This is a genomic window from Williamsia sp., assembly GCF_036566845.1.
In the GTDB taxonomy this organism is placed as follows: domain Bacteria; phylum Actinomycetota; class Actinomycetes; order Mycobacteriales; family Mycobacteriaceae; genus Williamsia.
Map to the genome: position 1 here is coordinate 115290 of NZ_DATCVM010000282.1, position 24923 is coordinate 140212.

Sequence of the window (24923 nt, forward strand, 5' to 3'; positions counted from 1 at the left end):
CGCCATGGACAAACTCATCTGGATCCTGCCGGCACTCCCCCTCGCCGGGGCCGTCGTGCTATTGCTGGGTGGCCGCCGCACCGATCGGTGGGGCCACCTCGTCGGCTGCATCATGGCACTGGCGTCATTCGCATTCGGCGTGGTCATGTTCTTCGACATGCTCGCGCGATCCGCCGAGGACCGGTCGATGGGGCAGACGCTGTTCACGTGGGTTCCGGTCGGTGAGCTGCAGGTCGACTTCGGCCTGCAACTCGACCAGCTCTCGATGTGCTTCGTCCTCCTCATCACCGGCGTCGGGTCGCTGATCCACATCTACTCCGTCAGCTACATGGAGGCTGATGAGGGCAAGCGTCGATTCTTCGCGTATCTCAACCTGTTTCTCGCGGCGATGCTCCTGCTGGTCCTGGCCGACAACTACCTCGGCCTGTACCTGGGCTGGGAGGGTGTCGGTCTGGCGTCGTATCTGTTGATCGGCTTCTGGCACGAACGCCCCAGCGCGGCGGCCGCCGCGAAAAAAGCCTTTGTGGTCAACCGCGTCGGCGACATGGGCCTGGCGATCGGCATGATGATCATGTTCGCCACGTTCGGATCGGTCGGGTTCTCGGAGGTGTTCGGCGGAGCCGGTGAGGCCGGTGAAGGAACGCTCACCGCGATGGGCCTGATGCTCCTGCTCGCGGCCTGCGGCAAGTCGGCCCAGGTTCCGTTGCAGTCGTGGCTCGGTGACGCCATGGAAGGCCCGACCCCGGTCTCCGCGCTGATCCACGCGGCCACCATGGTCACTGCCGGCGTCTACCTCATCACCCGCTCCGGCCCGATCTTCAATCTGGCACCGAATGCCCAGCTGGGCGTGATGATCGTCGGCGCGGTGACACTGCTGTTCGGTGCCATCATCGGTTGCGCGAAGGACGACATCAAGAAGGCGCTGGCCGCATCCACGATGAGCCAGATCGGCTACATGGTCCTCGCCGCCGGGCTTGGCCCGGCGGGGTATGCATTTGCCATCCTGCACCTGATCACCCACGGTTTCTTCAAGGCCGGACTCTTCCTCGGAGCGGGGTCGGTGATGCACGGCATGAACGACGAGACCGACATGCGCCGGTACGGCGGCCTGCGGAAGCTGATGCCGATCACGTTTGTGACCTTCGGACTCGGATATCTGGCGATCATCGGCATCCCGCCGTTCTCCGGATTCTTCTCGAAGGACAAGATCATCGAGACCGCTTGGGCGGCAGGAGGAGCCAAGGGCATCATCCTCGGCAGCGTCGCGGTACTCGGCGCCGGGATCACCGCGTACTACATGACACGGGTGATGCTCTTGACGTTCTTCGGAGAGAAGCGATGGAAAGACGACACTCATCCACATGAATCGCCGTCGTTGATGACCGCACCGATGGTGGTGCTCGCGATCGGGTCTGTGTGTGCGGGTGGACTCTTGGTCCTCGGCAGTTCGCTTCAGGACTGGCTGGAACCCGTTGTCGGTGAACACCATGAGCACCTCGGTGTGCCCGTGTGGGTGATCACCCTCTCCACGCTCGCCATCGTGGTAGTCGGGGTGGGTATCGCCTACCGCCAGTACGCCGGACGGGACATTCCGGAGGTTGCACCCGACGACGTGAGTCCGTTGACCGAGGCCGCCCGCCGCGACCTCTACGGCGATGCCCTCAACGAGGCCGCGTTCATGCGACCGGGCCAAAAGCTCACCAGCACACTCGGTGTGGTCGACACCAAGGGCGTGGACGGCGTCGTGCGGGCCGTGGGTGCGACGGTGGCCGCGGTCTCGGCAAGCACGCGCCGGCTGCAGACCGGGTTCGTTCGCTCGTATGCGCTGTCGGTGTTCGCCGGTGCCGCCCTGCTGATCGGGATGATGATGGTGGTGAGGGTGTGGTGAGCGACGTTCCCTGGTTGACCCTGTTGTGGGCCGTACCCGCTGTCGGCGCGGCGATCATCCTCACCTTGCCGCCGCGGATGCGTGTTCACGCCAAGTGGCTCGCCCTGGGTACCTCGGCCGTGGTTCTCGCCATCTCGATCGGTCTCGCGGCCGGCTTCGACACCGGCGGTGAGCAGTTCCAGTTCGTCGAATCCACCTCGTGGATACCGACTTTCGGGGCGAGGTACGCGCTCGGCATCGACGGGATCGCACTGGCCCTGGTGATACTGACCGCGGTGCTGTTGCCGCTGCTCTTGATCGCCGGATGGAACGACGCCGACGCCGATCGCCGACGGGCCACGCACCGCTACGTGGCCCTGATGCTGCTCGTCGAGGCTATGGTGATGATCTCGTTCACCGCGCTCGACATCTTGTTGTTCTACATCTTCTTCGAAGCCATGCTGATCCCGATGTACTTCCTCATCGCCGGGTTCGGTGGCCCTCGTGACGCCGGAGAGCGGACCCGCGCGGCCGTGAAGTTCTTGCTCTACAACCTCGCCGGCGGTTTGGTGATGCTGGCGGCCGTCATCGGCCTGTACGTGGTGACCACCGATCAGGGCGGCGGCACGTTCGACTTCCGAGAGATCGCGGCCGCGGTCTCGTCGGGGGCGCTCGATATCGATCCGACCGTGGCGAAGGCCCTGTTCCTCGGGTTCATGTTCGCCTTTGCCGTGAAGGCGCCGCTGTGGCCCCTGCACACCTGGCTGCCCGACGCAGCCGTCCAGGCCACTCCGGCCAGTGCGGTCCTCATGATGGCCGTGGTGGACAAGGTCGGAACGTTTGCGATGCTGCGCTACTGCGTTCAGTTGTTCCCAGATGCGACAAGATATTTCACGCCGCTGATCATCATCCTCGCGGTGATCGGCATCGTGTACGGCGCGATCCTCGCGATCGGGCAGACCGACATGATGCGGCTCATCGCCTACACGTCGATCTCGCACTTCGGTTTCATCATCCTCGGCATCTTCGCGTTGACGAGCCAGGGCCAGGCCGGATCGACGCTGTACATGGTCAATCACGGCATCGCCACCGCCGCACTCATGCTCATCGCCGGATTCCTGGTGACCCGGCGCGGCAGCCGAAACATCGCCGACTACGGCGGCGTCCAGAAGGTTGCGCCGGTGATGGCGGGCACCTTCCTCATCGCCGGCCTCGCCACCCTGTCGCTGCCGGGGCTGGGGCCGTTCGTCAGCGAATTCCTGGTCCTGATAGGCACTTTCACCCGCTACCCGGTGGCCGCGGTCTGCGCCAGTATCGCGCTGGTCCTCGCGGCACTCTACGTGTTGTGGATGTTCCAGCGGGTGATGACCGGACCGGTGTCAAAGGACAATGAAAAGATCGGCGACCTGAAGCGCCGTGAGCTCATCGTCGTAACACCCTTGATCGCCCTGCTGCTCGTCCTCGGCATCTACCCCAAACCGATCCTGGATGTGATCGATCCTGCTGTCGGTCACACCTTGACCGTCATCAAGGAACAGGACCCGGCGCCTGCCGTCGCCGAACCCGACGGAGGAGGACCACCATGAACTCCGCTGTAGACGTGCTGCCGGCACCATCCATCGAATATGCACAGCTCTCCCCGATGTTGATCGTGTTCGGGGTGGCGGTGGCCGGAGTGCTGGTGGAGGCCTTCGCACCGACCCGGTATCGCTACGGCGGGCAGTTGGTGTTGAGTATCGGCGGTCTCACGGCCGCGTTCATAGCTGTTGTGGCACTTGCCGGCACCCGCGCCTCGGCGGCGGTTGGTGCAGTTGCCGTCGACGGGCCCGCACTGCTGATGCAGGGCACCATCCTGGTGGTGTCGGCCTTGGCGATCCCGCTGATCGCACAGCGGGCGTCGGTTGGCGTCGCCGCAGACGCCGGCGTGGGAGCATCAGCTTCGGGCGGACGGAAGGTGCTGGACGCGTTCACATCTGCCGCTTCAACCGTCCCCGGCAGCGAGAACGAACACACCGCCACTCGGGCCGGGATCACCCAGACCGAAGTGTTTCCACTCGTGATGTTCGCGGTCGGGGGAATGCTGCTGTTCCCGGCGTCGGACGACCTGCTGACGATGTTCATAGCACTCGAGGTGCTGTCTCTCCCGCTGTATCTGCTCTGCGCCCTGGCGCGCCGGCGTCGTCTGCTATCGCAGGAGGCAGCACTCAAGTACTTTCTGCTCGGCGCGTTTTCGTCGGCCTTCTTCCTGTTCGGCGCCGCCTTTCTCTACGGGTACGCGGGATCTGTTCAGCTCGACGAGATCGCGACCGCCATCACTGCCGAGTCCGGTGATCGGACTCTCGCACTGATCGGTGCCGGCCTCGTCTCGGTCGGGTTGCTGTTCAAGATCGGTGCCGTGCCGTTCCACTACTGGATCCCCGACGTCTACCAGGGTGCGCCCACCCCGATCACCGCATTCATGGCTTCGGCCACCAAGATCGCCGCGTTCGGTGCGGTGCTGCGTGTCTTCTACGTCGCGCTGCCGGGACTCAAGGACGACTGGCGACCGGTGATGTGGGTGGTCGCGATCGCGACCATGGTGGTCGGTTCCGTTGTTGCGATCACTCAGACCGACATGAAACGGATGCTCGCATACTCGTCCGTCGCCCACGCCGGCTTCATCCTGGCCGGCGTCATCGCCCTCAGCCTAGATGGACTGTCGTCGACCATGTTCTACCTCATGGCCTACGGTCTCAGCACGCTGGGAGCGTTCGCGGTTCTGACGCTCGTCCGCGACGATTCCGGTGAGGTCACCGCCATGACTCGATGGGCCGGTCTTGGCCGTCGCTCACCGCTGGTGGCCGCCGTGTTTGCCCTTTTCCTCCTGGCGTTTGCCGGAATCCCTTTGACCAGTGGATTTGTCAGCAAGTTCGCCGTGTTCTCGGCAGCCGCTTCCGGCGGTGCCGTGCCCTTGGTGATAGTGGGAGTGCTCAGCAGTGCGATCGCGGTGGTTTTCTACATCAGGGTGATCGTCCTGATGTTCTTCACCGAACCCGGCTCCGATGCCCCGAGGGTGATCGCGCCCAACATCGCGACGAGCGTGACCATCGGCATCACCGCCGCGGCCACCGTGCTCATCGGCATCTTCCCGCAACCGCTGCTCGATCTCGCCGACGGTGCCGCCGTGTTCATTCGCTGACATCTCCGACCGCCTGAAAAACAGGAACGTGTTCTATATTCTGGCGAGATGAGCGGTTCGAGAACGGTGAAGGCAGTGGTGTGGGGAACCGGAAATGTGGGGCGCGCGGCAATTCGCGCGATCGACGCACATCCTCACCTCGAGCTGACCGCGGTGATCGTGCACAACCCCGACAAGGTCGGGCGCGACGCCGGCGACCTCGCCGACATCGGTCGCAATCTCGGAGTGCTTGCCACCGACGACATTGATCTGGCCCTGGCCGGCGCCGAATCCGTTGTGTACGCGGCATCCGGCGACATCAGGCCCGCCGATGCACTCACCGACATCACCCGGGCCATCCGGACCGGCGCGACGGTCGTCAGTACCTCGTTGTATGCGCTATACGACCCCGCTTCGGCACCCGCCGAGTTACGCGACGCCGTCCTCGCCGCGATCGACGAGGGCGGCGGATCCCTGTTCGTGTCCGGCATCGACCCCGGGTGGGGCAACGACATCCTCCCGATCCTCGCAACCGGCGTCGCATCGATCGTGGAGCAGGTGCGCTGCCAGGAGATCTTCGATTACACGACCTACGACCAGCCCGACTCCGTGCGATATCTCATCGGGATGGGCCAACCCATGGACTACGAGCCGCCGATGGTCGCCCCAACTGTCCCAACCATGGTGTGGGGCGGCCAGATTCGGCTCATCGCCAGGGCCCTCGGCGTCGAATTGGATGAGATCCGGGAAACGCTTCTGCGCCGCCCGTTGGACGCCACGATCGACACCCCTCGGATGGGTGTGTTCGAGCAGGGCACGCAGGGGGCGATCCGATTCGAGGTCCAGGGCATCGTCGACGGTGAACCACTCATCGTCATCGAGCACATCACCAGAATCCATCCCTCCTGCGCGCCGGACTGGCCATCCCCGCCCGACGGCGGTGACGGTGCACACCGGGTGATCATCGAAGGACGTCCGCGCATCGAGATCAGCGTCGAGGCGACAGATGAAGGTGGAAATCGCGCCGCGGGTGGAAATGCCACTGCGGTAGGCAGATTGGTGAACTCGATCAATTGGCTCCGCGAGGCCGGTCCCGGCCTGTATGACGCACTTGATGTTCCGCTGACCCCGGCCTTCGGCAAACTGAAGAGGATGGCACCGACATGAGAATCGACGTACCCGACGGCAAGGACCCGATCACATACGTGTGGGGCGAGATGGTTCCGGAGATTGGCGGAGCCGCGGCCAACTTCTCGATGAAGGTCTATTCGGATTCCACACTGGGGCTACGAGAATTCGAGGCGGCCCGACTCCGGACCGCTCAGATCAACGGCTGCATATTCTGCCAGGACTGGCGCACCGAACGGGACGGGGAGAAGGTCGAGGAGACCTTCGACGATGCGGTTGAGAACTGGCGCACCACCGACGCCTTCGACGTCCGCACCCGCCTGGCGGCGGAGTACGCCGAACGGTACGCGGTGGACCATCACGGCCTGGACGACGAGTTCTGGTCGCGAATGTCCGCGGCCTACGACCAGCGGGAGATCGTCGAACTGAGTATGTGCCTGGGTTCGTGGCTGGCGTTCGGTCGCCTGAACCACGTCCTCGGGCTCGACACGGCCTGCGTACTCCCGAACCACTGAACCTGCGCGCCGGTGGTCACGCCAGGTGGCGCCGGCCTGTCAGTCCACCCAGGGAACGCCGACGATCGACCGAAAGTCCGAACTCCTCACCGTGATCGCCCAACGATTCCGCTGAGCCGAGACGAGGGCATTGAGCCTTGCCTGCCCGCCGGTCTCCGACGACCACGACACCAAAGGCGGATTCGAGACGTCCAGACGCTCATTCACTGCAGCCAGCTCCTATGTATTCAGGTCATCGTCAGTCGAGCGAGGCAGCGAACTAGCGGACCAAGCTGTGTTCCAGTCCACTGACTTTCAGATCTGTGATGCAGAGCACAAGTGTACTGGCCGACGCCGGTAACGCAATATCGGGCCGTCGAGGGGTCAGAAAACCAGAAATCCCCCCACCCGAGGGTGAGGGGATTTCGACGGCGGTGGCGGAGGGATTTGAACCCTGCCCATACCCGCAGGTGGTGGCACGAAAGAGTCCCTGATCAGGGGTTAATGGTGCCAGATGGTTATCCGTGATTGTGCCCAATTACGCCGAAGTGTGCCCAAAATGTGCCCACCGCGCGGCGCTAGGGTGTGATCGCCCGAGCTATCTCCGCGCAGCCAAAGAGCCGATTTTGACTCTTGCCAGTGATCTCGACGAGGATTTTGAGATCAACTAGTTTGGCGATCGCCTGGTTTGCTGCTTCAAAGGTTTTGCCAATGAGCATGCTTGCGGTTCGCACGTCAATCACTGGGTATCCGATGAGGATTTCTGCGATCTCGACCGTTGAACCCCTCATGTTGGCGGAACGAAGTTCGGCAACTAGTCGGTCGCGGATAGCCAGCAATCGCTGGATCTTCAACAACCCCTCTTTTGCTTGGAGCTCCACCGCGTGTGCGAACAGCTCGACCCACGGACTGAAGTCTCCAGACAGCGTGACGTCCATCAGTCCGCCCTGGTACAGCTCACGGCGCGTCTCGAACCATGGGGCAATGTTGAGCACCGGCCATCGCAATCTGCCTGCCTTCATGAGCTGCAGAATTGAGACGAGACGGCCAAGTCGGCCGTTGCCATCGCCAAATGGGTGAAGAGTTTCAAACTGATAGTGCGCAATCGCGACCTTCGCGATGATCAGAAGGTCACTGTCCGTCATCAACCAGTTCTCCCACGCGGCGACACCTGCTTCCAGCTGGTCACCGGGCGGGCACGGCACAAATCGAGCCTGCTCAATCGGTCGCTCGTCGGCACCAATGGCGACCTGGTGAGGACGGATGTCACCCGCATCGGCAGTTTCGCCGCGAGTGCCTTGAACGATCATGTGCTGGAGTCCGCCCAAAAATGCGCGACTAATTCGCCGCTCGGAGATCTGAGCGCACGCAGCTTCAGTGGCCTCCACGTAGTTGCGGATCTCCCGCTGCTCTGACGACATCTGGCGGTCCTCAAGAAAGTCCGCTTCCAATACATCATCGAACGACGCGTACGTCCCCTCCAAGGCCGATGTACTCGCAGCTTCCTTACGGATGATCGGACGCACGAGGATCTCGGGCCGGGGAAGCTGTGCGACTGCTTCATCCAACCGTGCGACAGCCTCTCCCGCGGTTGCTGACTTGGCGATCGCGCGGGCACTCAGGGCCGGCAACTCTGGCAGATCCTTTGGTAGATACGCCCAGTACGTCCACTCCTGCATCGTTCGTGGGTCGGTTCCCGCAATCGGTACGAGCTTGCCGATGGGTGACTTGCCCACTGCTTCAATGTCCACCATTCAAGCTTAACCGGCTTTGCTTGAACGTCTGCCGCGCGGCACAAGCTAGCTTGAACGCGCGGGGAGCAGGTTCAAGCAAACATCCCTTTGCTTGAATCACATCCATGTACGTTCAAGCTAGCGCGCGGGGCTGTCACCCCCCTCGTGCCGCAACCTGAGCGTGAAAAAGAGCGACCAACCAGTCGGGCTCCCCCTTCGCCTTGCCGTAGCGATGCTGACCCCCTTACCCCCGGCAGCTCGGCGGCTCACCCGTTCGCAGACGCTGAGCGGTTCCTGGCGAGCACATCGCGGCGTTGTCGGCCAGTTCGAGGTTCAGCCGACGGTTGCCGCTTACGCGGTCCGTGTCGTCACGGCGACTCCGACGGCTCTTGCGTTGATCCCAGGGCCAGAGATCGGCCGGGGGCGAGCCTGCAACTCTCCTGCCGCTTCTGGCGGAGCAACGATGGCCAAAGTCCCATGGCGTCCGAGTTATGCCCGCCAGCGGCGATGTGGCCCGCGTGGACGCCGCCAGAACCGCTCAGCGGGTGCTCCGTGCGGGCGCATCTGACCCAGGGGGGTGGGGAGGTGGGAGGCCGGCAGGAGTGGGGTGGGAGTCCTACTCCGGGTGGGGCGGGAGTGGGAGGGGGTAGCCAAAAGCCCGCCGAGGCAATGTGATTGCACCTCGGCGGGCTTCTTTCGCGCGCTCCGACTTCTGCGGAGCGCAATTTTCGCGGCGGAGCGAAAATTACGCGGCTGCGGTCGTGACGTTGACGATCCCCTCGGGCTTGAACACGGAGACGCCGAATCGACCCTCAACGCGACATCTGACGTAGTTCTTGAGGAAGTCATCGGACACAGCATCGGACCACCGAGTGTCGATTGCCGCATCGGTGTCGATGGCGACCGAAGTTCCGTCGAGGATCAGTGCTTTGTTGGCCGGCAGTGCGTTGCTGATGACAGCCTGCACACCCCAGAGTTTGCGTGCCACAGCGTCAATCGGGACGCCTCGGACGTCGGTTGCGCCGCTGGTGGCCGCGAGCAGCTCGATTGCTTCCCAGTCGTCAGCCGAGAGCACGAGCACGCTGGCCTGGTAGCCCTGCTTCTCCAGTTTCGTGATGCCCTTGCGTACCGAGGTCAGCTTGTCGGTGGCGAACGCCTGTGTCTGTAGTCCGCTGGTGCCGAGAATGCCGGCCAGGTTCGGGCTGGTGCCGTTGCCGTTGAGTACCTGATTCTCGACCGCGGTTCGCAGGCCGTGCAGCATCTCGTCCTGGACGAACCGCTCCAGGTTCGTGTTGTCGGACAGCACGTAGTGCGGCACCTGCTCGCTGACGTGTGCGATGACTTCGAGCTTGGCGTCGATGGTGGTCACGGTGTAGACCGACGTCGGCTTGGTGCCGCCTTCGGCCACGGGCGCGGCGTTGTTGGTGCGCACTGTCTGACGCAGGAACGCGTAGTTCGTGGCGACCTGTCGCGTGGTGAGAACGTCGAGCAGCGACTGTGGCGCGCGGCCCTTCTCGGCGACTTCGTCGCGCAGCTCGACCGATGTGGTGGTCTGTCCGCTCGCGAGTGCCTTGGACTCTTTGCGTGGCATGCCCTTGACGACGGCGGCCGCGAGCGACTTGGCGCCCTTGCCGGTCAGCGGCAGGAATCCGGAGGCCGGCTGATCGGCGTCGCTGGTGCCGTCGGTGGACACTCCGCCGATACGGCGCGCCAGATCCATTGCGTCGTTGAAGCCGTCCTGCTCGGACTTGTACGACGCGATCCGCTGATCGAGCTTCTTGACCTCTTCGGTGGCCTCGACGACCTCCTCGGACTCGCCCTCGGTCAGTTCGCGCCGCAGCTTGCCGGCGTTCTTCATGATCTCGTCGATGTATTCGAGCTGATCCTCTTTCGCCTTGACGAGCTTCTGCAGGCGGATGGATGTGGCTCCGGACATGGTGGTGCCTCCTTGGGCATCTGTGGATTTGGTGAGCATGTCGACGCGCAGTCGGGCGTAGGCATCGCGGGCCTTACGCGAGGCGTCGGGGTTGGGTTGCGACTTGACGTTGGTGACCAGGGCCTGATCGTTGGCGCCGCGTGCGACCACGGATACCTCGAGCAGATCGAGGTCGAGCAGCTCGGTTGCGCCCTCGGCGTTCTTGGTGGAGTTGCGCACCATGTAGCCGATTGAGAGCCCGCTTACTCGCCGGCCCTTGACCGCTCGGTAGGCCGCCGAGCCGTGCTCGGTGTCGAGGTCGAACCGGCCCTTGATCGCCAGCCCTTCGTCGGTCTCGCGAGCTTCGACGACTTCGCCGACGTAGTTACGGGGGTCGCTCGCGAGGTGTTCCCAAATCAACGGGGTCACCGATCCGGTCTTGATCGACTTGGCGAACGCGCCCTTGCGGACCACATCGCCAGCAGAGTCGACGTTGTCGAAACAGCTCGCGAATCCTTCGAACTCGCCTTCGCCGAGGCCGGCGGTTTTGAGCCCAGCTATGGGCAGAGACTTGTGTTTCACGAAAAGTCCTTTCGGACAATGGAATTGGAGAATCGACAACGGGTCACTGGCCGCGCTCTGCGCTGGCGGGACTCGCTGGATTCGTTCGCGGACCGGGTGCTGGCGGGCACTCGCTGAGTGCTGGCCGCGGTCGGCTGGCGACGGCTCCACCGACCACGATAGCGGCTGGCCGGTCAGTGCGGATCATCACGCGGCACCTCGGCGTGCCACACGCGGTCGTCCCATTGGTTCGCGTTCTCCTCCGGGACGTAGATCCACCGCGTTCCGTCGAACACCCTGCGGGTCTTCTGCGGTGTCGGATCGTCCTCGCCCTCGCCCGCGGCGGCGTTGGTGAACAGGACTTCGTCAGACATCGCCGTCCTCCAGGCTCAGGTTGAGCAGCGTGAGGTCGAGCGTCTTGCGCGTTGCGTCGGGACCGGCCGTCGTTACGAACAGCTCGAGCATGCCGGTCGTCATCGAGGCGATGATGCCGCAAAGGCCGGCCGTTTCGGACTCGGCCCACGCCTCGTCGAGAACGGCTCTCGCGGTGTATTCGTCGTCGTCGAGCGCGGCGAGCAGGATCAGCGTGGCGCGTCGTCGGTTGGTATTTTCGGGTGGTGTGTTCATGGTTTCGGCTTTCTTCTCGATCCGGATCCGCGACCGGGAAGCAGCCCGGAGACGCGATGGTGTGAAACGTTCTGCGCCCAGGTCTCGCAGTCGGTGCGCACTGGGCACGAGCGGCAGAGCTGGCGCGCCGCAGTGCGGCGGTAGGCGTAGTCCTCGGGTGGCTCGTCGATCGCGCCAGGGTCGAACAGAGCCGATGACCCGACGCACTGCGCGCCCGGCAGGCTCGCGGTACCGGGCAGTAGTTCGGTTAGGAACTCAACGATGTGGTCGACGGTCACGGTCACGACTTCGGACTCCTGCCGTCGACGCCCGCCTTCTGCTGCCGCCGGTGATACGCGCACGCGGAGTCCGCCGAGCGGACCAGAATCCGGCAGGGCCGACCGTCCCGACGTGGACGGCAGCAGCGGAACGGCGCGGCCGCAATTCGGTCGTGCCAACGCTCAGACAGAAACCCGGTCTGCTCGTGAGCCGGGGACTCGTTGCCGTGGTCGACGTCGCGGCCGCCGAGCTGGTCGCGGTCGACGATCCAGAATTGCCGGTTGCCGCCAGCGTCGATGGTCTCGGCGACCGTGAAACCCGGCAGTCCGTGCTCGGCCAACCACACCTCGGTCGTCGGGTCGATCAGTTTCGCTCGGTCGTCGGTCGTCATCGTTCCCTTCCGAAGTCGTTTGTGTCGGCCAGTCCGCGCGCCAGATGTGGCCGGCATTGCAGGCACGGAATCGGCCGCATCTCGTCATCGATACCGAGCCAGCCGTTGTCGCATCGAGGGTCATGCGCGGGTGGACGAATGCGGCCATCGTCGGTGTCCTCGATGCGATCGCCGGTCCGGTCATAGCGAGATGTCATTTTCGATCACCGGACTCAGCTCGCGCGCGACGTAACGTTCCCCTGTCTACGCAACGACAGATGGTTGGTCTGTGGCTGGTAGTGGTTGGTAATACATGGTGGGGGGTCACCCATGACCCCCAGACTTGCTCCAGATGACCCCCAGACTTTCTGAGATGACCCCCAGACTTTCGCGATATGACCCCCAGACTTGCTGCAAGCCAGTCGAACCGGCTGGGTCTGGGTGTCATGGGTGGTCCCCAGACTGTTTGCCTGTGGATAACTCTGGGGGTCATGGGTGATACCCAGAGTTGCTGCAACGACGAAGGTCTGCGTGTCATGTGTGACCCCCAGACAAGTCATCGGGACCGTAGACGTGAAGGTCCATATCGAACAGATCGACCGGGATTGTGAGGCGGTAGAGGTCGGACTGATTTGCCCACCTGTTGCCCTGTCGCACCCGCTCGATGAAGCCGTACGAACGCAGTTCCGCGAGACCTCTTTTCACAGTCGAGGTCGATACGTTCATGATCTTCGCGAGGCGCTCGGTCCCGGGATAGACGCGCGTTCCGTCAGGGTCCGCGTGCTGAGCGAGAATCGCGGCAAGGTGGTTGGTCGAGGGCGGCAACACGACCCGCTGCAGCACTCGCTCCCACTCGAACCGATCCGCGTGACCCACCGACTGGCCTTCTGTCGCGGCTGATTCGGCGGCCGGGGCTACCATGATGATTGCCTCTCCTCGGAGGTAGGTGTTGATGAATCCCGTTGACGCCGGGGCGAAACGTTGTCAGCCCCGGCGCCGATGGGACTAGCTGGGTTCCGCAGGTTCTCCAGCCCCCTCCGTCGCGAGATCCACGTGCAGCAGCAGGATTCGAGCCAGCGCCGCGGCCTCGTCGAGCGTGAGCGCCATCAGCCGCGTGTATGCGCCTGTCGCGCCGTCGGGATGCGAGGCCCGGTGCAGCAGCACCGTGGGCACCCGATCGCCAATGGACTGGACCAGGCTGACCTCGTGGCGAGCACCCATGTAGGTGTCGCCGACGAACCGCCCTCGGTAGAGACGTGCGGGAAGGGACACCCGTTGCGAGCACCACCGCATCGCATCAGGGCGAGCGACACCGTTGTCACTGGCGCCCGTCTCGTCCTCTTCGCGGTCCGACCAGGCCGGCCGATCCTCGTCGAACCACGGCAGCCGGTCCTCGTCGCCGATCGTGAATTCGTGCTCGTCATTCGCCTGCTGCAGCAGCTCTTTCGCGGACATCACGCGGCCTCGATCCGACTCGGATCGGTTGGCCACGGCGCTCGTCGATGCCATTCGAGCGCGTCAGTCCAGACCTCGTCGGGCGCGGCGTCGAGGTGGCGATCACCGGCCGCGCGACGGAGCTCGACCGCGATCGCGATTACGTCGAACTCGGCCGGGTGGTGCCCTTCGCGCTCGACGTCGATCATCACGCGCCGGACATCTTCGAAATCTGCGAGGCACTCGGGTTCGACCCCCAGGTGGTGGAGGTCGCTCCACGCGTCTCGCTGCAGGTCGTCGTCGATGTGGGTCATCCAGTTGGCAGACAGGCGCTGGCGCATGTCTGAGGGGCGTCGTATCGTCATCATCGTTCTCATTTCTTCTCAGGGATTTGGACATCGACCTGGTCACCGGTTGCCGCCGGGGCCAGGTCACTTCTTTCTTCGAGCCGAGCAGACAGCTCGGCCCTGTCACAGGGCCGGGTAAACCGGCGCATTCCGTCCTCGTCGGCGCCGAGGCCGACGTCGCTCTGCGATTCGAGACGGGTGTAGCGATTCACGAGGCAACCGGGCGGTCATCCGTGCGCTGCAGGGTGTTCGCGTCGGCCCAGGCGTGGACATCGGCCCACCGGTACAGAACGCGGCGGCCGTGCTTCACGTACCGAGGACCGATGCCGCGAAACCGATCCTGAGCGAGCTTGGCCTCTGAGGTCCGAAAATATGCGGCCACCTCACTCGGCAGAGCTAGTGGCGAAGCGTCGATAGCCATCGCTTTCCTCTCATTTTGACAGCTTGTCAGATCATTATGATCTGCTGTGCAATCATCATGTAACCGAAGTGGGCAAGTGTCAAGACGATGTGTGGACATATCAAAATGATTGGGCGATGCTCGAACAATGGCGGATAAGAAGAACCCCCTGGGGCCAACAGGCATCGCGGTAAGCGCGAACATCAAACGGCTACGCGAGGCCCAGCGGATAACCTTCGCCGAGCTGAGTCGACGTCTCACTGAGATCGGCCGGCCGATAGCAACGCTGGGACTATCGAGGATTGAAACTGGCGATAGGCGCGTGGACGTCGATGACCTGATGGCGCTCGCTGTCGCACTCGACGTTGCGCCGGGCAGACTCTTGTCTCCAGAAGGATTTAGGATCGAACTCACCCACGAGTTCGAAGTCACTGGTATGAAACCCGTTACAGCCGAGAGACTTTGGCAGTTCGTGGAGGGCTATTGGTCCCCCAACGGGACGGGCCTCGGCTTTGTCTTCCGCTCTCGTCCTGGCCTTGGTCGCGGACTGTCGTTCGACGATGGCGAGCGACTCGAAATCGACCTTGACGGGATCACCGTCGAGAGGCGCGTCCGCATTGATGACACCGGCGTCGTTGACTCCCAGACATCGATGATGCGAATCCCACCACAGCAGAAGGGTGGCACCGATGGCGACGATTGAGCCCTACGAGACGAAGTCCGGCAAGCGTTACCAGGTCCGCTACCGGACGCCAGATCACCGACAGACGAAGAAGCGCGGGTTTCGCACCAAACGGGACGCCGAGGCCTACGCCGCCACCGTCGAAGTGTCCAAGCTGACAGGCGCCTACATCCAGCCGTCGCTCGGCCGGATCACGGTCGCCGAGCTGGGCCCCGAATGGCTGGCGCGCAAGGAGTCCGACGTCGCGCCGTCGAACTACCGGACGCTCGACGCCGCGTGGCGCGTGCACGTGAAGCCCCAGTGGGGGACTCGTCGAGTCTCGGATATCGAGCTGGTCGAGGTTGAGCGGTGGATCGCACATATGGGCCGCACGATCACCAACGCAGACGGCAAGGTCACGAAGAAGGGCGCTGGCGCAACGACGATCATCCGCGCGTACGGCGTGCTGGCCGGGATCCTGGACGATGCGGTGAAAGGCCGGCGACTGGCCGCCAATCCTGCGCGCGGCGTCGAGAACCTGCCGCGCAAACGGCGGAAGCGTCACGTCTACCTATCCGCCGAGGACGTCGCCAAGCTCGCCGCTGAGTCAGGCCAGCACCGCGCCCTGGTGCTCACACTGGCCTACACCGGACTGCGATGGGGCGAGCTGATCGCATTGCGCGTCCGGGATGTCGAGTTCCTCCGGCGTCGCCTGACCGTCCATGACAACGCGGTGCAGCTCGGCGTCGAGCACGCCGAGGGTCTGACGAAGAGTCGCACCACTCGATCGGTCCCGGTCCCCCAGTTCATCCTCGAGGAGCTGTCACAGCAGTGCGCGGGCAAGGGCCCCGGCGATCTGGTGTTCCCGGGCGAGAGCGGCAAGTACCTACCGCGGCCGAAGTCCACGCGGGGATGGTTCGCTGGCGCGGTCAAACGCGCTGGCGTGCAGTCGGTGACGCCACACGACTTACGACACACGACTGCGAGCCTGTCGATTTCGGCCGGCATCAACGTTCTGGTGCTCGCGCGGATGCTCGGACACACGTCGGCCAAGGTGACCCTCGATGTCTACGCCGACCTGTTCGACACCGACCTGGACGCCGCGGCCGACACCCTCCACACGTCCTACTCTGCAGCGAGTGTGCCCAAAGTGTGCCCACCGGAAGGGCATTCGAACATACGTCTCGCATGAAAAAGCCCCCCACCTGCGAGGATGGGGGGCTTTCACTGGCGGTGGCGGAGGGATTTGAACCCTCGGTACGGGGTTACCGTACACAGCATTTCGAGTGCTGCACCTTCGGCCGCTCGGACACGCCACCGCGGAAAACTGTACCGCAGCAGTGGCCTAGGACTGCAATCGGCTGGTCAGAGCCATTTTCGGCTGTCAGGCGACCCGAACGTCAGCGGCCGGTCAGTTTGTCCTTGACCTCGTCGGCCTTGTGCTTGACGGCGTCCGCCGCGTCGGTGACCTTCTGCTTGACGCCGGCACTGGCCTGGTCGCCCTGTCCTTCTGCCTTCAGCTGATCGTCACCGGACAGGCTTCCCGCGGCCTCTTTGCCGCGTCCCTTGAGATCTTCTGCCTTGTTCTTTGCATCGTCGGAAATACCCATGACACTTCCTCCCTGACGGTTCGTTCAGACCGCTCTTCGGTACACACCTCGCATACCCAGCCGATCGGCACTCCTAAACCCCTCCTGGATCGCGCCGAGCGAACGTCCACCCGTTTTCGCTCCGTCCACCGACAATTTTCGGTGGACGGAGCAGATACAGGTGGGGCGCGGACCGGAACGTGCAATTACAGGTGGGCGCGGCGTGGCACCTGGTCAGGAAGGTCGGTGAGTGGCGAAGAAGTCGCGGAGCACAGCCGCGCACCGGTCCTCGAGGACCCCGCCGCGGACCTGTGGCCGATGGGTGTTGCGGCGATCGCGGACAACGTCCCAGAGTGACCCCACCGCGCCTGTCTTCGGCTCCCACGCGCCGAACACAAGCCGGTCCAACCGAGCCAGCGTGATGGCGCCGGCGCACATCGTGCACGGCTCGAGGGTGACTGCGATGGTGCAGCCGATCAGCCGCCAGCCATCGCCCAGCACGGCGACGGCCTGCCGGATCGCAAGGACCTCGGCGTGAGCTGTCGGATCGGACGTGGCCTCACGGGCGTTGGCGGCGGTGGCGATCACCTGCCCCTGTGGATCGACGATCACCGCACCCACCGGCACATCCCGTGGATCGGCCTGCGCGGCGGCGGCGAGTGCCGCCTCGATCAGTTCCTCATCGGCAGTCATACGCCCCCAGAGGTCTAGTGGCCCAGACGCTCAAGCGTATTCGACAGCTCGTCGGCAAAGCCCAGACGCGCTGCGATCATCCCGATCTGTTCGTCGGCGTAGAGGTCGGTGTCGCCGACGATCACGCTCATCACGGAGTCGGGCAGTCCGAGGTCGGAGAGGATCGCGAGATCGCCCTCCTCCCAGGGTTCGACGTCGGCGAGTTCGTCGGGGTCGATGTCGGGGATGTCAACGTTGAGGACCTCGAGTACGTCGGCGGCGATGTCGTAGTCGATGGCGGCGGTGGCGTCAGAGATGAACAGCTTGGTCCCCGATGGCGACGGACGTACGACGACGAAGAACTCGTCGTCCACATCGAGGAGCCCGAACACCGCACCGGCACTACGCAGGCCACGCAGCAGGTTCTCGGTCTCCCCCAGGTCGCCGAGGGAGTTGCTGTCCAACGCGGTGAGGGTCCATTTGCCGTCCTCTCGGACGACCGCAATGGCAAAGCCGTCTACTTCATCCGCGCGCGCACCAGCCATAGCGGTTCACGGTAGCGGGCGGAACGGGTAAACCCAACTCTATCGACCACTGCCACCCGGCTTGCCGGGCGCGACGATATGCGAATCTGAACAGGTGACTCACAGCGCTCCGACACATCAGCCATCGATCTGCGTTCTGGGTCTCGGTCTGATCGGTGGTTCCCTGCTCCGCGCGGCGGTGGCCGCCGGTCGCACCGCGTTCGGATACAACCGGTCCCCCGAGACGGTGGACGCCGCGGTGGCGGACGGCTACGACGCCTCCTCCGACCTGGTTGCGACGCTGCGCCGGGCCGCCGACACGTCGGCACTGATCGTGTTGGCGACCCCGGCCCCGACGATCGATGCGCTGATCGCGCGCGTCGCCGAACACGCCCCCGCATGCCCCCTGACCGATGTGGTCAGCGTGAAGCAGCCCGTTGCCGACGCGGCGCACGCTCATGGCCTCGGCGACCGCTATGTGGGCGGGCATCCGATGGCCGGTACGTCCGAGTCCGGTTGGCCCGCGACCGATCCCGCTCTGTTCTCGGGCGCGGTGTGGGTGGTCGGGACCGACGACGGCGCCGACCCGCAGATCTGGCGGATGGTCGCGCGCCTCGCGCTCGATGTCGGTTCGCGCGTCGTCGCGGCCGCATCTGACGAACACGACCGAGCGGTGGCCGGGATCTCGCACCTTCCGCACCTGACGGCAGCGGTCACCGCGGTGGTCGGCGCGGGTGAGGGCGAATTGGCCCTGCGGCTGGCCGCCGGCTCGTACCGGGACGGCACCCGCGTGGCCGGGACCTCCCCGACTGCGCAGCGCGCGATGCTCGAAGCGAACTCGACGGCCCTGCTGGTCGCGCTCAGCGAAACGATCGATCGACTGACATACGCTCGGGATCAGCTGCGTGATCAGGGCACCGTCGAGACACTTGTCGCCGACGGACACCGCGCCCGCATGCACTACGAGAAGGTCAACGGAGTCGACGGACCACCGGCCACGGTGACCATCGGCGCACCCGGCTGGGAGGCCGACCTGCGCAACGCGGCCCGTGACGGGGCGATCTGGACCGGCTGATCTGCGACGACCCCGCCGGGCAGAGACGTTTGTCCGCCGCCGGTGGCGCTAGATCCGCTCGGCCAGACCGGGGTAGTCGCGCACGAATCCGTTCTGGTCGACGGTGATGGTGGTCTGGGCCACCGGCCCGACGATGCCGATTCCGGACTCGCCGGGGGTGTACTGCAGCGACTCCGCCGCGAACTCACCGGTCGGCAAGTACAGGTACGCCGCCGGAACAACCACCGGCTTCGTGGCCGGGTTGTCCAGTCCGAGCCGCCGGATCGGAAGTGCGTTCAAGAAGGGGCTCAGTGCCAGGTCGACGTCCTGGGCGCCACCGAAGTCGCTGCGATGCATGCCGCGCGCGGACTGCACCAGCCACACATCCTGCCCGTCACGGGTGATCGAGATCTGGGTGTCTCCGCCGGCCCGCACCAGGTGCAGCGACAGCCTCTTGGTGAGTCCGGCGTCGGTGGTGATCAGGTCGTAGGAAGCACTGAACGCCTCGTGTTCGGGGGTCGCCGCTGCGATGATCCGGCCGTACGCCTTGATCCGTCGACCGGTTACCGTCACCCGGACCTGTTCCAGACGTTCGGCACCGATGCCGCGCCAGGTCATCATGGCTTTGAAGTCGCCGTTGCCGGCCTCCGTTGGCGCAGGCTGAGCGGGCATATGGGACACGTCTGGGGAACTCACGACTCCACGGTAGGCGACAGGGTGTGCGGTTATCGACTCAACCGCGGATAACAACTGTTCCCACCTCTTGAAGACGGCTCGAACCCATCGGGATCAGGGCGATGATCGACGGTGTGAGCCCCACATCCCTCCACGGGGTGAGGAGCAACAACAGGCCGAGCTGGGCGGGGACCGTCGACGTCACGCCTGCCGTGGATTCATGGATTCATGGATTCATGGATTCAATTCAGCCCGATACACATGTGTGGCATAGGGCAGAATTGCGTTTCCGTCCTCGTCGGACACCTCGGCGGCAAGGGCCTCGACCTGTTCCAGTATCCGGGCCCGGTCGGTGTCCGTGGCGGTGATGACCGCACTGCGGGAGGAGACCATGTCCAGCAATTGCGCAGCCGACAAAGTGCGGTCCCAGCGAACGGTCGTGTGCACCAACGGCCCGAATCCGGCGCCCAACTCGGGCACCCCTGCCGCCACGTACCGTTCGGCTTCGCTGGCGGCGATGGTGTCGGTCAGCTGCTTCACCCACGGCACCGATTCGTCGCGAATATTCCAGATCATCCCCAGGGTGCCGCCGGGACGCAGGACGCGTGCCGCCTCGGCCGCAGCGATGTCCGGGCGTACCCAGTGCCACGCCTGGCCGAAGACCAGTGCGTCAATGGTGCGCCCTGCCAACGGGATCTGTTCGGCTGTCCCGATCAGAGCGTGCACCGTGGGCAGGTGGGCCCTGAGCACGTCGAGCATCTGGGCATCGGGCTCGACCGCGTAGACCGTGCGCGCCGAATCGAGCAGGGATGCGGTGAGTTTTCCTGTGCCGGCACCGATGTCGGCAATCACCCGAGCATCCGGCTTGGTCAGTTCGGCGACCGCCGCGGCCGGATAGTCAGGGCGTCCACGACTGTACGACTGCGCCTGTCCCCCAAAAGACCTCGACATCTGGGCCCGCTTGTCCGAGTCAGTCATGGTGCGCTCCTAGCGGATGTTCAGATCCACGCAGATCGCCATCGCACCCTCGTCGTCGGCAACCGTCTTCCCGTCGACCTTGATCTCGCACGTGACGTCGCTGCCATCAGCCGAGACCGCACTGACCATGAACTCGCTCCCGGTGTCCTCGACGGTCATCGACCACGGATCGCTCGGCCCGGTAACCGTTTGCTGGCCGGTATCACTGGTGTAGAGGATGAAGTCGACTTTTCCCGTCACCTCGTAGGTCACTGTGCCCGACGACGATCCGCTCGTGGTGGTGGATTCCGTGGCCTCGGTTGTCGTCGTATCGGTTTCGGTCGAACGGGTGCTTTCTTCCGTCGATGTCGCGGAGGTCGATGACGCCGCCGTATTCGAATTGTCGCCGTCATCACCGGACAAGGCCACGGCCGCGAAGACTCCACCGAGAACCAAAACCAGAACTGCGACAACCGCGACGACGATCCAGACCGTCTTCTTGCTACCGCCATCACCCGGGGGCTGACCACCGCTTCCGTAGCCGCCGTAGGGCGGCTCACCACCATAGGGCGGCCCGCCACCGTACGGACCGCCCGGGTACTGCTGGCCGTAGTCGGGTTGCTGACTGTAGGCGGGCTGGCCACCGACAACCGGTTGACCGTATTGATCGCCCCCATACTTATCACCGCCGTACTGGGGCTGACCGTATTGAGGCTGACCATATTGCGATTGGCCGTAGCCCGGTTGTCCGTACTGGGGGCCCTGACCGTAGTCGGGTTGCCCGTACTGGGACGCCGGACCGGAATCCTGCGACGGCATCTGGGTGGTACCGCTGGGACCGTGGCCCGGCTGGTCGGGCGGCGCGCCCCAATACGGTTGCTGGGGCTGCGCCGGGTCCTGCCCGCCACCCCATGTCGGCTGGTCGGGATTCTCGCGATCGTTTCCGTTTCCGGGACCCATGCGTGCACTCCTCACGTCGGCGGTCAGGGCTTCGACCTTACCGGCGGCCCGAATTCGCGGTCCTACCACGCCTGATCGGTGTTCATCAACCGGCTCGCGGCGCCGAATCCGCTGTGCCGCAATCACCCCTGCGGCTGTCCGGCCGAACAACCCGCCGGACCTGCAACGGAACGGTAACATCGTGCAAGATTGCGCTCAGTTCGTGCCGGTTCAACTTCCAATAGATGGAGTTTCACTGAGATGTCAGACCTCGACCGCGGGACAATCACTCCCGCTTACACTGGCCGCCTTGCCGTTTCTGATGTACCGGCGCTCCAGATGCCCCAAGAATCGATGGACCCCGAGGTCGCATACCGATTCATTCACGACGAACTGATGCTCGACGGAAATTCCCGCCTCAATCTCGCGACATTTGTCACCACGTGGATGGATCCCGAGGCCGAGAAACTGATGGCCGAGACGTTCGACAAGAACATGATCGACAAAGACGAGTACCCGCTGACCGCAGCCATCGAGGAACGCTGCGTCGCAATCGTCGCCGACCTGTTCAACGCACCAGACCTCGACCCCACCAATGCCTCCACCGCGACCGGTACCTCGACCATCGGTTCATCCGAAGCGGTCATGCTCGGCGGTCTGGCCCTGAAGTGGCTGTGGAAAGCGAAGCAGGGCGAAACCCGGGGTACGCCCAACCTGATCATGGGCAGCAACGTGCAGGTGGTCTGGGAGAAGTTCTGCCGCTACTTCGAAGTCGAACCCCGCTACCTCCCCATGGAGGAAGGCCGTTACGTCATCACGCCCGAGCAGGTCATCGACGCCGTCGACGAGAACACCATCGGTGTGGTGGTCATCGCCGGCACCACCTACACCGGTGAACTCGAACCGGTGAAGGCCATCGCGGACGCACTCGACAAACTGGCGGCCGACGGCGGCGTGGACGTGCCGATCCACGTGGATGCTGCCAGCGGCGGCTTTGTGCTCCCGTTCCTGCATCCCGACCTCGAATGGGACTTCCGGGTGCCTCGGGTGGTGTCCATCAATGTCTCCGGCCACAAATACGGCCTGACCTATCCCGGTGTCGGGTTTGTTGTCTGGCGAGGGAAGGAATGGCTGCCGGAAGACCTTGTGTTCCGGGTCAATTATCTCGGCGGCGACATGCCCACCTTCACCCTCAACTTCTCTCGACCCGGCAACCAGGTCATCGGGCAGTACTACAACTTCTTGCGGCTGGGCCGTCAGGGCTACACCGACATCATGAAGTCGTTGTCGAGCACCGGCCAATGGTTTGCCGGACAGATCGCCGAAGAAGACGAGATCGAGATCATCACCGACGGCTCGGCCATTCCGGTGGTCACGTTCAGACTCCACGAATCGTGCGAGTTCACCGCATTCGACATCAGCCACGGACTACGTGCCTACGGCTGGCAGGTTCCCGCCTACACGATGCCCGACAACGTCACCAATCTCGCGGTTCTGCGAGTTGTTGTCCGCGAGGGTTTTTCGCGTGACATGGCGCGAGTTCTGCACCAACACCTCGTGCAGGTGATCGCCGACCTCCGCAAGGTCACCACCAGCGGACACCTCGAGCAGAAGACGCATTTCGCACACTGATTCCCGCCACCGCAGGTAGTGCGGCCGTGACCACTACGCGGGCCGATGCGGTGTTACGCAGTCCGCGGGCGAGGCGGCTACCCATATTCGGGTAGTCGCCTACTCGCGTTTTCGGGACGTCACGCGACCACGCTCAGTGCATGTCCCGACAGACCGGAATCCCCCCAACGTCCGTCCTCGAGTTGTTGAAGTCGTCGACGGTGACACTCGCGGTGTTCGTCGCCGGCATCGTTCTCACCGTTGCGGCCTGCTCGAAAGACGTATCGCCCGAATCGAATCAGGTTGTCTTCGGCGGTACGGAAACCACCGCAACCATTCTCGTCGGCTCCGGAATGGCGCGGCAATGACCATCCACCCGCCGCCATCGTCAAGGTCATCCAGGAGTCGGCAGATGCAACATCGAATCCTCACGTATGTGTACTCGAACGACACCATTCTCCAGGCCGGGGTGAGCAGCCAACTGCACATGCGACCGGAGGTCCGGTTGGTCGACGAATCCGACGTGGACTCGGCGGAAGTCGCGATAGTGGTCGCCGATTGCTTCGACGATGCGGTCAAACGCAACCTGCGTGCCCTTCAGCGCGGTGGTATCCCACGGACGATGTTGGTCCTCGGAGTCCTCGACGACACCACCGTCGTGGATGCCGCCGAAGCCGGTGTCAGCGGCCTGGTACGTCGCGCCGACGCGAAAGCCGACGCGCTGATCGCGCAGATCCGTCGGGTGGCAGCCGGTGGCGGCGTGGTCCCGGCGGATCTACTCGGCGGCCTGCTCGACCAGGTCGGCCGGTTGCAGCGTCAAACACTCGCGCCCCGCGGCCTCCACTTCTCCGGCCTGTCCGAACGCGAGATCGAGGTCCTACGGCTGGTGGCCGATGGACTCGACACGTCCGCGATCGCCCGCCAGCTGTGCTTCTCGGAGCGGACGGTCAAGAACGTATTACACGACGTGACAACACGATTGCAGCTGCGCAACCGCTCCCATGCAGTCGCCTATGCGATGCGAGAGGGTTTGATCTGAACGGTGAATCCGCTCTGGCCACGGTGTCTCGGCGCGTGGCGCCCGAGACCGACGGGTAGCGAATACTCTCAGGGCGGGGGGTTCGCATGTCAACGCCGAGTGAGCAGACAGGTACGACCGCAGCGGGCGGAAGCGAGAGCTTCCTGACGGTTTTCATCGCATTCGTCGCGAACCTACTGATCGCCGTGGCCAAGACCGGGGCCGCGATGCTCACCGGATCAGCGTCGCTGGTGGCCGAGGCCGCCCACTCGTGGGCCGATACGGGTAACGAGATCCTGCTGCTGATCGCCGAACGCCGATCCCGCCGCCAGCGAGATGCCCGCCATCCCCAGGGTTATGGCAAAGAGGCGTACATCTGGTCGATGTTCGCCGGCTTCGGGTTGTTCGCCGTCGGTGCGGCAGTGTCCATTCAGCACGGGATCTCAGAGCTGCTGTCGCCGGAACCCGCCACGGACTACGGTGTGGCCTACGCGGTCCTCGCGATTGCCGCAGTGCTCGAAGGTGTCTCGTTCCTCCGCTCGTACCACCAGGCCAAGCAGGGTGCGGATAAACGTCGAATCGGTCTGCTCGATCAGGTGTTCCGGACCTCCGATCCCACCCTCCGTGCGGTATTCGCCGAAGACGCCGCCGCGCTGATCGGCCTCGCCATCGCCTTCGTCGGCATTCTTCTCCATCAGCTGACCGGGTCACCGACGTACGATTCGATCGGCTCGATCCTGGTCGGCGTTCTCCTCGGTGTGGTCGCGGTGGTGCTCATCAACCAGAACCGGCGGTTCCTGCTCGGTCAGAGTGTCGATCAGCCGACACGGCAGCACCTGCTGCGGACGCTCTTGGCGCACCGCGACGTCGACCGCGTCACGTATTTACACGTCGAATACGCCGGGCCGGGAGAGTTGTTTCTGGTGGCCGCG

At 64.2% G+C, this 24923-nt stretch carries 31 protein-coding genes and 1 tRNA gene; 13 read left to right on the forward strand and 19 right to left on the reverse strand.

Going from position 1 to position 24923, the window contains the following annotated elements:
- The first annotated feature begins 4 nt into the window (after positions 1-4).
- Genes nuoL through VIQ49_RS28005 form a run of 5 tightly spaced genes read left to right on the forward strand, consistent with a single transcriptional unit; the run spans position 5 to position 6667 of the window.
- Complete coding sequence (nuoL, locus tag VIQ49_RS27985) at positions 5-1888, forward strand: NADH-quinone oxidoreductase subunit L (protein ID WP_331890283.1); 1884 nt, start codon at positions 5-7, stop codon at positions 1886-1888.
- A complete protein-coding gene (locus VIQ49_RS27990) occupies positions 1882-3453 on the forward strand; it encodes an NADH-quinone oxidoreductase subunit M (protein ID WP_414731729.1) in 1572 nt (523 codons plus the stop codon). Before nuoL ends, VIQ49_RS27990 begins: the two co-directional genes overlap by 7 nt.
- Positions 3450-5045 (forward strand): NADH-quinone oxidoreductase subunit NuoN, encoded by a 1596-nt coding sequence (gene nuoN, locus VIQ49_RS27995; protein WP_331890287.1) that lies wholly within the window; start codon positions 3450-3452, stop codon positions 5043-5045. Before VIQ49_RS27990 ends, nuoN begins: the two co-directional genes overlap by 4 nt.
- Before the next feature lie 48 nt (positions 5046-5093).
- The gene (locus VIQ49_RS28000; protein WP_331890289.1) at positions 5094-6191 is read left to right on the forward strand and encodes a dihydrodipicolinate reductase; all 1098 of its coding nucleotides are present in this window, start codon (positions 5094-5096) and stop codon (positions 6189-6191) included.
- A complete protein-coding gene (locus VIQ49_RS28005; RefSeq protein ID WP_331890290.1) occupies positions 6188-6667 on the forward strand; it encodes a carboxymuconolactone decarboxylase family protein in 480 nt (159 codons plus the stop codon). Before VIQ49_RS28000 ends, VIQ49_RS28005 begins: the two co-directional genes overlap by 4 nt.
- Positions 6668-6706: 39 nt before the next feature.
- Here VIQ49_RS28005 and VIQ49_RS28010 read toward each other — a convergent pair whose 3' ends face one another.
- From VIQ49_RS28010 to VIQ49_RS28055, 10 genes are all read right to left on the reverse strand, one after another.
- Positions 6707-6874 (reverse strand): hypothetical protein, encoded by a 168-nt coding sequence (locus VIQ49_RS28010; RefSeq protein WP_331890291.1) that lies wholly within the window; start codon positions 6872-6874, stop codon positions 6707-6709.
- 350 nt (positions 6875-7224) lie between these two features.
- Positions 7225-8397, reverse strand: coding sequence for a Fic family protein (locus VIQ49_RS28015; protein WP_331890292.1), 1173 nt, complete (start codon positions 8395-8397; stop codon positions 7225-7227).
- Positions 8398-9124: 727 nt separating this feature from the next.
- The gene (locus tag VIQ49_RS28020; protein WP_331890293.1) at positions 9125-10876 is read right to left on the reverse strand and encodes an HK97 family phage prohead protease; all 1752 of its coding nucleotides are present in this window, start codon (positions 10874-10876) and stop codon (positions 9125-9127) included.
- 173 nt (positions 10877-11049) lie between these two features.
- Entirely contained in the window at positions 11050-11229 is a 180-nt protein-coding gene (locus VIQ49_RS28025; RefSeq protein ID WP_331890295.1) for a hypothetical protein, read from the reverse strand.
- Positions 11222-11482, reverse strand: coding sequence for a hypothetical protein (locus tag VIQ49_RS28030; protein ID WP_331890297.1), 261 nt, complete (start codon positions 11480-11482; stop codon positions 11222-11224). The genes VIQ49_RS28025 and VIQ49_RS28030 overlap by 8 nt, the downstream gene beginning before the upstream one ends.
- Positions 11479-11766 carry a WhiB family transcriptional regulator gene (locus tag VIQ49_RS28035; protein WP_331890299.1) on the reverse strand — a complete coding sequence of 96 codons (288 nt, stop codon included), beginning with the start codon at positions 11764-11766 and terminating at the stop codon, positions 11479-11481. The genes VIQ49_RS28030 and VIQ49_RS28035 overlap by 4 nt, the downstream gene beginning before the upstream one ends.
- A complete protein-coding gene (locus VIQ49_RS28040) occupies positions 11763-12131 on the reverse strand; it encodes a hypothetical protein (RefSeq protein ID WP_331890301.1) in 369 nt (122 codons plus the stop codon). Before VIQ49_RS28040 ends, VIQ49_RS28035 begins: the two co-directional genes overlap by 4 nt.
- A complete protein-coding gene (locus VIQ49_RS28045; RefSeq protein WP_331890303.1) occupies positions 12128-12328 on the reverse strand; it encodes a hypothetical protein in 201 nt (66 codons plus the stop codon). The genes VIQ49_RS28040 and VIQ49_RS28045 overlap by 4 nt, the downstream gene beginning before the upstream one ends.
- Before the next feature lie 316 nt (positions 12329-12644).
- The gene (locus VIQ49_RS28050; RefSeq protein ID WP_331890305.1) at positions 12645-13031 is read right to left on the reverse strand and encodes a helix-turn-helix domain-containing protein; all 387 of its coding nucleotides are present in this window, start codon (positions 13029-13031) and stop codon (positions 12645-12647) included.
- 84 nt (positions 13032-13115) lie between these two features.
- Positions 13116-13565 carry a hypothetical protein gene (locus tag VIQ49_RS28055; RefSeq protein ID WP_331890307.1) on the reverse strand — a complete coding sequence of 150 codons (450 nt, stop codon included), beginning with the start codon at positions 13563-13565 and terminating at the stop codon, positions 13116-13118.
- A 47-nt stretch (positions 13566-13612) separates the two neighbouring features.
- Between VIQ49_RS28055 and VIQ49_RS28060 the strand changes: the two genes are divergently transcribed.
- Entirely contained in the window at positions 13613-13891 is a 279-nt protein-coding gene (locus VIQ49_RS28060; protein ID WP_331890309.1) for a hypothetical protein, read from the forward strand.
- A gap of 208 nt (positions 13892-14099) precedes the next feature.
- Here VIQ49_RS28060 and VIQ49_RS28065 read toward each other — a convergent pair whose 3' ends face one another.
- Positions 14100-14312, reverse strand: coding sequence for a DNA-binding protein (locus tag VIQ49_RS28065; protein ID WP_331890311.1), 213 nt, complete (start codon positions 14310-14312; stop codon positions 14100-14102).
- 127 nt (positions 14313-14439) lie between these two features.
- Between VIQ49_RS28065 and VIQ49_RS28070 the strand changes: the two genes are divergently transcribed.
- A complete protein-coding gene (locus VIQ49_RS28070; protein WP_331890313.1) occupies positions 14440-14994 on the forward strand; it encodes a helix-turn-helix transcriptional regulator in 555 nt (184 codons plus the stop codon).
- Positions 14981-16144, forward strand: a complete 1164-nt coding sequence (locus VIQ49_RS28075) for a tyrosine-type recombinase/integrase (protein WP_331890315.1) — start codon at positions 14981-14983, stop codon at positions 16142-16144. Before VIQ49_RS28070 ends, VIQ49_RS28075 begins: the two co-directional genes overlap by 14 nt.
- A gap of 36 nt (positions 16145-16180) precedes the next feature.
- On the opposite strand, the gene VIQ49_RS28080 is transcribed toward VIQ49_RS28075, so the two are convergent.
- The 4 genes from VIQ49_RS28080 to VIQ49_RS28095 form a co-directional block, all read right to left on the reverse strand.
- Positions 16181-16271: transfer RNA gene (locus VIQ49_RS28080), tRNA-Ser, on the reverse strand.
- Positions 16272-16352: 81 nt separating this feature from the next.
- Positions 16353-16562, reverse strand: a complete 210-nt coding sequence (locus VIQ49_RS28085; protein ID WP_331890317.1) for a CsbD family protein — start codon at positions 16560-16562, stop codon at positions 16353-16355.
- A gap of 213 nt (positions 16563-16775) precedes the next feature.
- The gene (locus VIQ49_RS28090) at positions 16776-17234 is read right to left on the reverse strand and encodes a nucleoside deaminase (protein ID WP_331890319.1); all 459 of its coding nucleotides are present in this window, start codon (positions 17232-17234) and stop codon (positions 16776-16778) included.
- Between the two features lie 14 nt (positions 17235-17248).
- Positions 17249-17758 (reverse strand): tRNA adenosine deaminase-associated protein, encoded by a 510-nt coding sequence (locus VIQ49_RS28095; protein ID WP_331890320.1) that lies wholly within the window; start codon positions 17756-17758, stop codon positions 17249-17251.
- A gap of 94 nt (positions 17759-17852) precedes the next feature.
- Between VIQ49_RS28095 and VIQ49_RS28100 the strand changes: the two genes are divergently transcribed.
- The gene (locus VIQ49_RS28100; protein ID WP_331890322.1) at positions 17853-18812 is read left to right on the forward strand and encodes a prephenate dehydrogenase; all 960 of its coding nucleotides are present in this window, start codon (positions 17853-17855) and stop codon (positions 18810-18812) included.
- A gap of 48 nt (positions 18813-18860) precedes the next feature.
- On the opposite strand, the gene VIQ49_RS28105 is transcribed toward VIQ49_RS28100, so the two are convergent.
- The 4 genes from VIQ49_RS28105 to VIQ49_RS28120 form a co-directional block, all read right to left on the reverse strand.
- Complete coding sequence (locus VIQ49_RS28105) at positions 18861-19463, reverse strand: putative glycolipid-binding domain-containing protein (protein ID WP_331890350.1); 603 nt, start codon at positions 19461-19463, stop codon at positions 18861-18863.
- Between the two features lie 61 nt (positions 19464-19524).
- Positions 19525-19671, reverse strand: a complete 147-nt coding sequence (locus VIQ49_RS28110) for a hypothetical protein (protein WP_331890323.1) — start codon at positions 19669-19671, stop codon at positions 19525-19527.
- Positions 19672-19700: 29 nt separating this feature from the next.
- On the reverse strand, positions 19701-20444 hold the full coding sequence (locus VIQ49_RS28115) for a class I SAM-dependent methyltransferase (RefSeq protein WP_331890324.1): 744 nt from the start codon (positions 20442-20444) through the stop codon (positions 19701-19703).
- A 9-nt stretch (positions 20445-20453) separates the two neighbouring features.
- The gene (locus VIQ49_RS28120) at positions 20454-21383 is read right to left on the reverse strand and encodes an MmpS family transport accessory protein (RefSeq protein WP_331890325.1); all 930 of its coding nucleotides are present in this window, start codon (positions 21381-21383) and stop codon (positions 20454-20456) included.
- A gap of 240 nt (positions 21384-21623) precedes the next feature.
- On the opposite strand from VIQ49_RS28120, the gene VIQ49_RS28125 reads away from it, so the two are divergent.
- The 4 genes from VIQ49_RS28125 to VIQ49_RS28140 all read left to right on the forward strand — a co-directional run.
- On the forward strand, positions 21624-22994 hold the full coding sequence (locus tag VIQ49_RS28125) for a glutamate decarboxylase (RefSeq protein WP_331890327.1): 1371 nt from the start codon (positions 21624-21626) through the stop codon (positions 22992-22994).
- Positions 22995-23134: 140 nt separating this feature from the next.
- The gene (locus VIQ49_RS28130) at positions 23135-23341 is read left to right on the forward strand and encodes a hypothetical protein (RefSeq protein ID WP_331890329.1); all 207 of its coding nucleotides are present in this window, start codon (positions 23135-23137) and stop codon (positions 23339-23341) included.
- Between the two features lie 44 nt (positions 23342-23385).
- The gene (locus VIQ49_RS28135; protein WP_331890330.1) at positions 23386-24012 is read left to right on the forward strand and encodes a response regulator transcription factor; all 627 of its coding nucleotides are present in this window, start codon (positions 23386-23388) and stop codon (positions 24010-24012) included.
- An 86-nt stretch (positions 24013-24098) separates the two neighbouring features.
- Positions 24099-24923, forward strand: an 825-nt coding sequence (locus VIQ49_RS28140) for a cation diffusion facilitator family transporter (RefSeq protein ID WP_331890332.1), incomplete at its 3' end; no start/stop codon positions are given.

Coding starts and splice junctions, on each gene's coding strand:
- nuoL (WP_331890283.1), top strand. CDS start 5: ATGGACAAACTCATCTGGATCCTGCCGGCACTCCCCCTCGCCGGGGCC.
- nuoN (WP_331890287.1), top strand. CDS start 3,450: ATGAACTCCGCTGTAGACGTGCTGCCGGCACCATCCATCGAATATGCA.
- VIQ49_RS28000 (WP_331890289.1), top strand. CDS start 5,094: ATGAGCGGTTCGAGAACGGTGAAGGCAGTGGTGTGGGGAACCGGAAAT.
- VIQ49_RS28005 (WP_331890290.1), top strand. CDS start 6,188: ATGAGAATCGACGTACCCGACGGCAAGGACCCGATCACATACGTGTGG.
- VIQ49_RS28025 (WP_331890295.1), bottom strand. CDS start 11,229: ATGTCTGACGAAGTCCTGTTCACCAACGCCGCCGCGGGCGAGGGCGAG.
- VIQ49_RS28030 (WP_331890297.1), bottom strand. CDS start 11,482: ATGAACACACCACCCGAAAATACCAACCGACGACGCGCCACGCTGATC.
- VIQ49_RS28040 (WP_331890301.1), bottom strand. CDS start 12,131: ATGACGACCGACGACCGAGCGAAACTGATCGACCCGACGACCGAGGTG.
- VIQ49_RS28045 (WP_331890303.1), bottom strand. CDS start 12,328: ATGACATCTCGCTATGACCGGACCGGCGATCGCATCGAGGACACCGAC.
- VIQ49_RS28050 (WP_331890305.1), bottom strand. CDS start 13,031: ATGGTAGCCCCGGCCGCCGAATCAGCCGCGACAGAAGGCCAGTCGGTG.
- VIQ49_RS28055 (WP_331890307.1), bottom strand. CDS start 13,565: ATGTCCGCGAAAGAGCTGCTGCAGCAGGCGAATGACGAGCACGAATTC.
- VIQ49_RS28060 (WP_331890309.1), top strand. CDS start 13,613: ATGCCATTCGAGCGCGTCAGTCCAGACCTCGTCGGGCGCGGCGTCGAG.
- VIQ49_RS28065 (WP_331890311.1), bottom strand. CDS start 14,312: ATGGCTATCGACGCTTCGCCACTAGCTCTGCCGAGTGAGGTGGCCGCA.
- VIQ49_RS28070 (WP_331890313.1), top strand. CDS start 14,440: ATGGCGGATAAGAAGAACCCCCTGGGGCCAACAGGCATCGCGGTAAGC.
- VIQ49_RS28075 (WP_331890315.1), top strand. CDS start 14,981: ATGGCGACGATTGAGCCCTACGAGACGAAGTCCGGCAAGCGTTACCAG.
- VIQ49_RS28085 (WP_331890317.1), bottom strand. CDS start 16,562: ATGGGTATTTCCGACGATGCAAAGAACAAGGCAGAAGATCTCAAGGGA.
- VIQ49_RS28090 (WP_331890319.1), bottom strand. CDS start 17,234: ATGACTGCCGATGAGGAACTGATCGAGGCGGCACTCGCCGCCGCCGCG.
- VIQ49_RS28095 (WP_331890320.1), bottom strand. CDS start 17,758: ATGGCTGGTGCGCGCGCGGATGAAGTAGACGGCTTTGCCATTGCGGTC.
- VIQ49_RS28105 (WP_331890350.1), bottom strand. CDS start 19,463: ATGCCCGCTCAGCCTGCGCCAACGGAGGCCGGCAACGGCGACTTCAAA.
- VIQ49_RS28115 (WP_331890324.1), bottom strand. CDS start 20,444: ATGACTGACTCGGACAAGCGGGCCCAGATGTCGAGGTCTTTTGGGGGA.
- VIQ49_RS28120 (WP_331890325.1), bottom strand. CDS start 21,383: ATGGGTCCCGGAAACGGAAACGATCGCGAGAATCCCGACCAGCCGACA.
- VIQ49_RS28125 (WP_331890327.1), top strand. CDS start 21,624: ATGTCAGACCTCGACCGCGGGACAATCACTCCCGCTTACACTGGCCGC.
- VIQ49_RS28130 (WP_331890329.1), top strand. CDS start 23,135: ATGTCCCGACAGACCGGAATCCCCCCAACGTCCGTCCTCGAGTTGTTG.
- VIQ49_RS28135 (WP_331890330.1), top strand. CDS start 23,386: ATGCAACATCGAATCCTCACGTATGTGTACTCGAACGACACCATTCTC.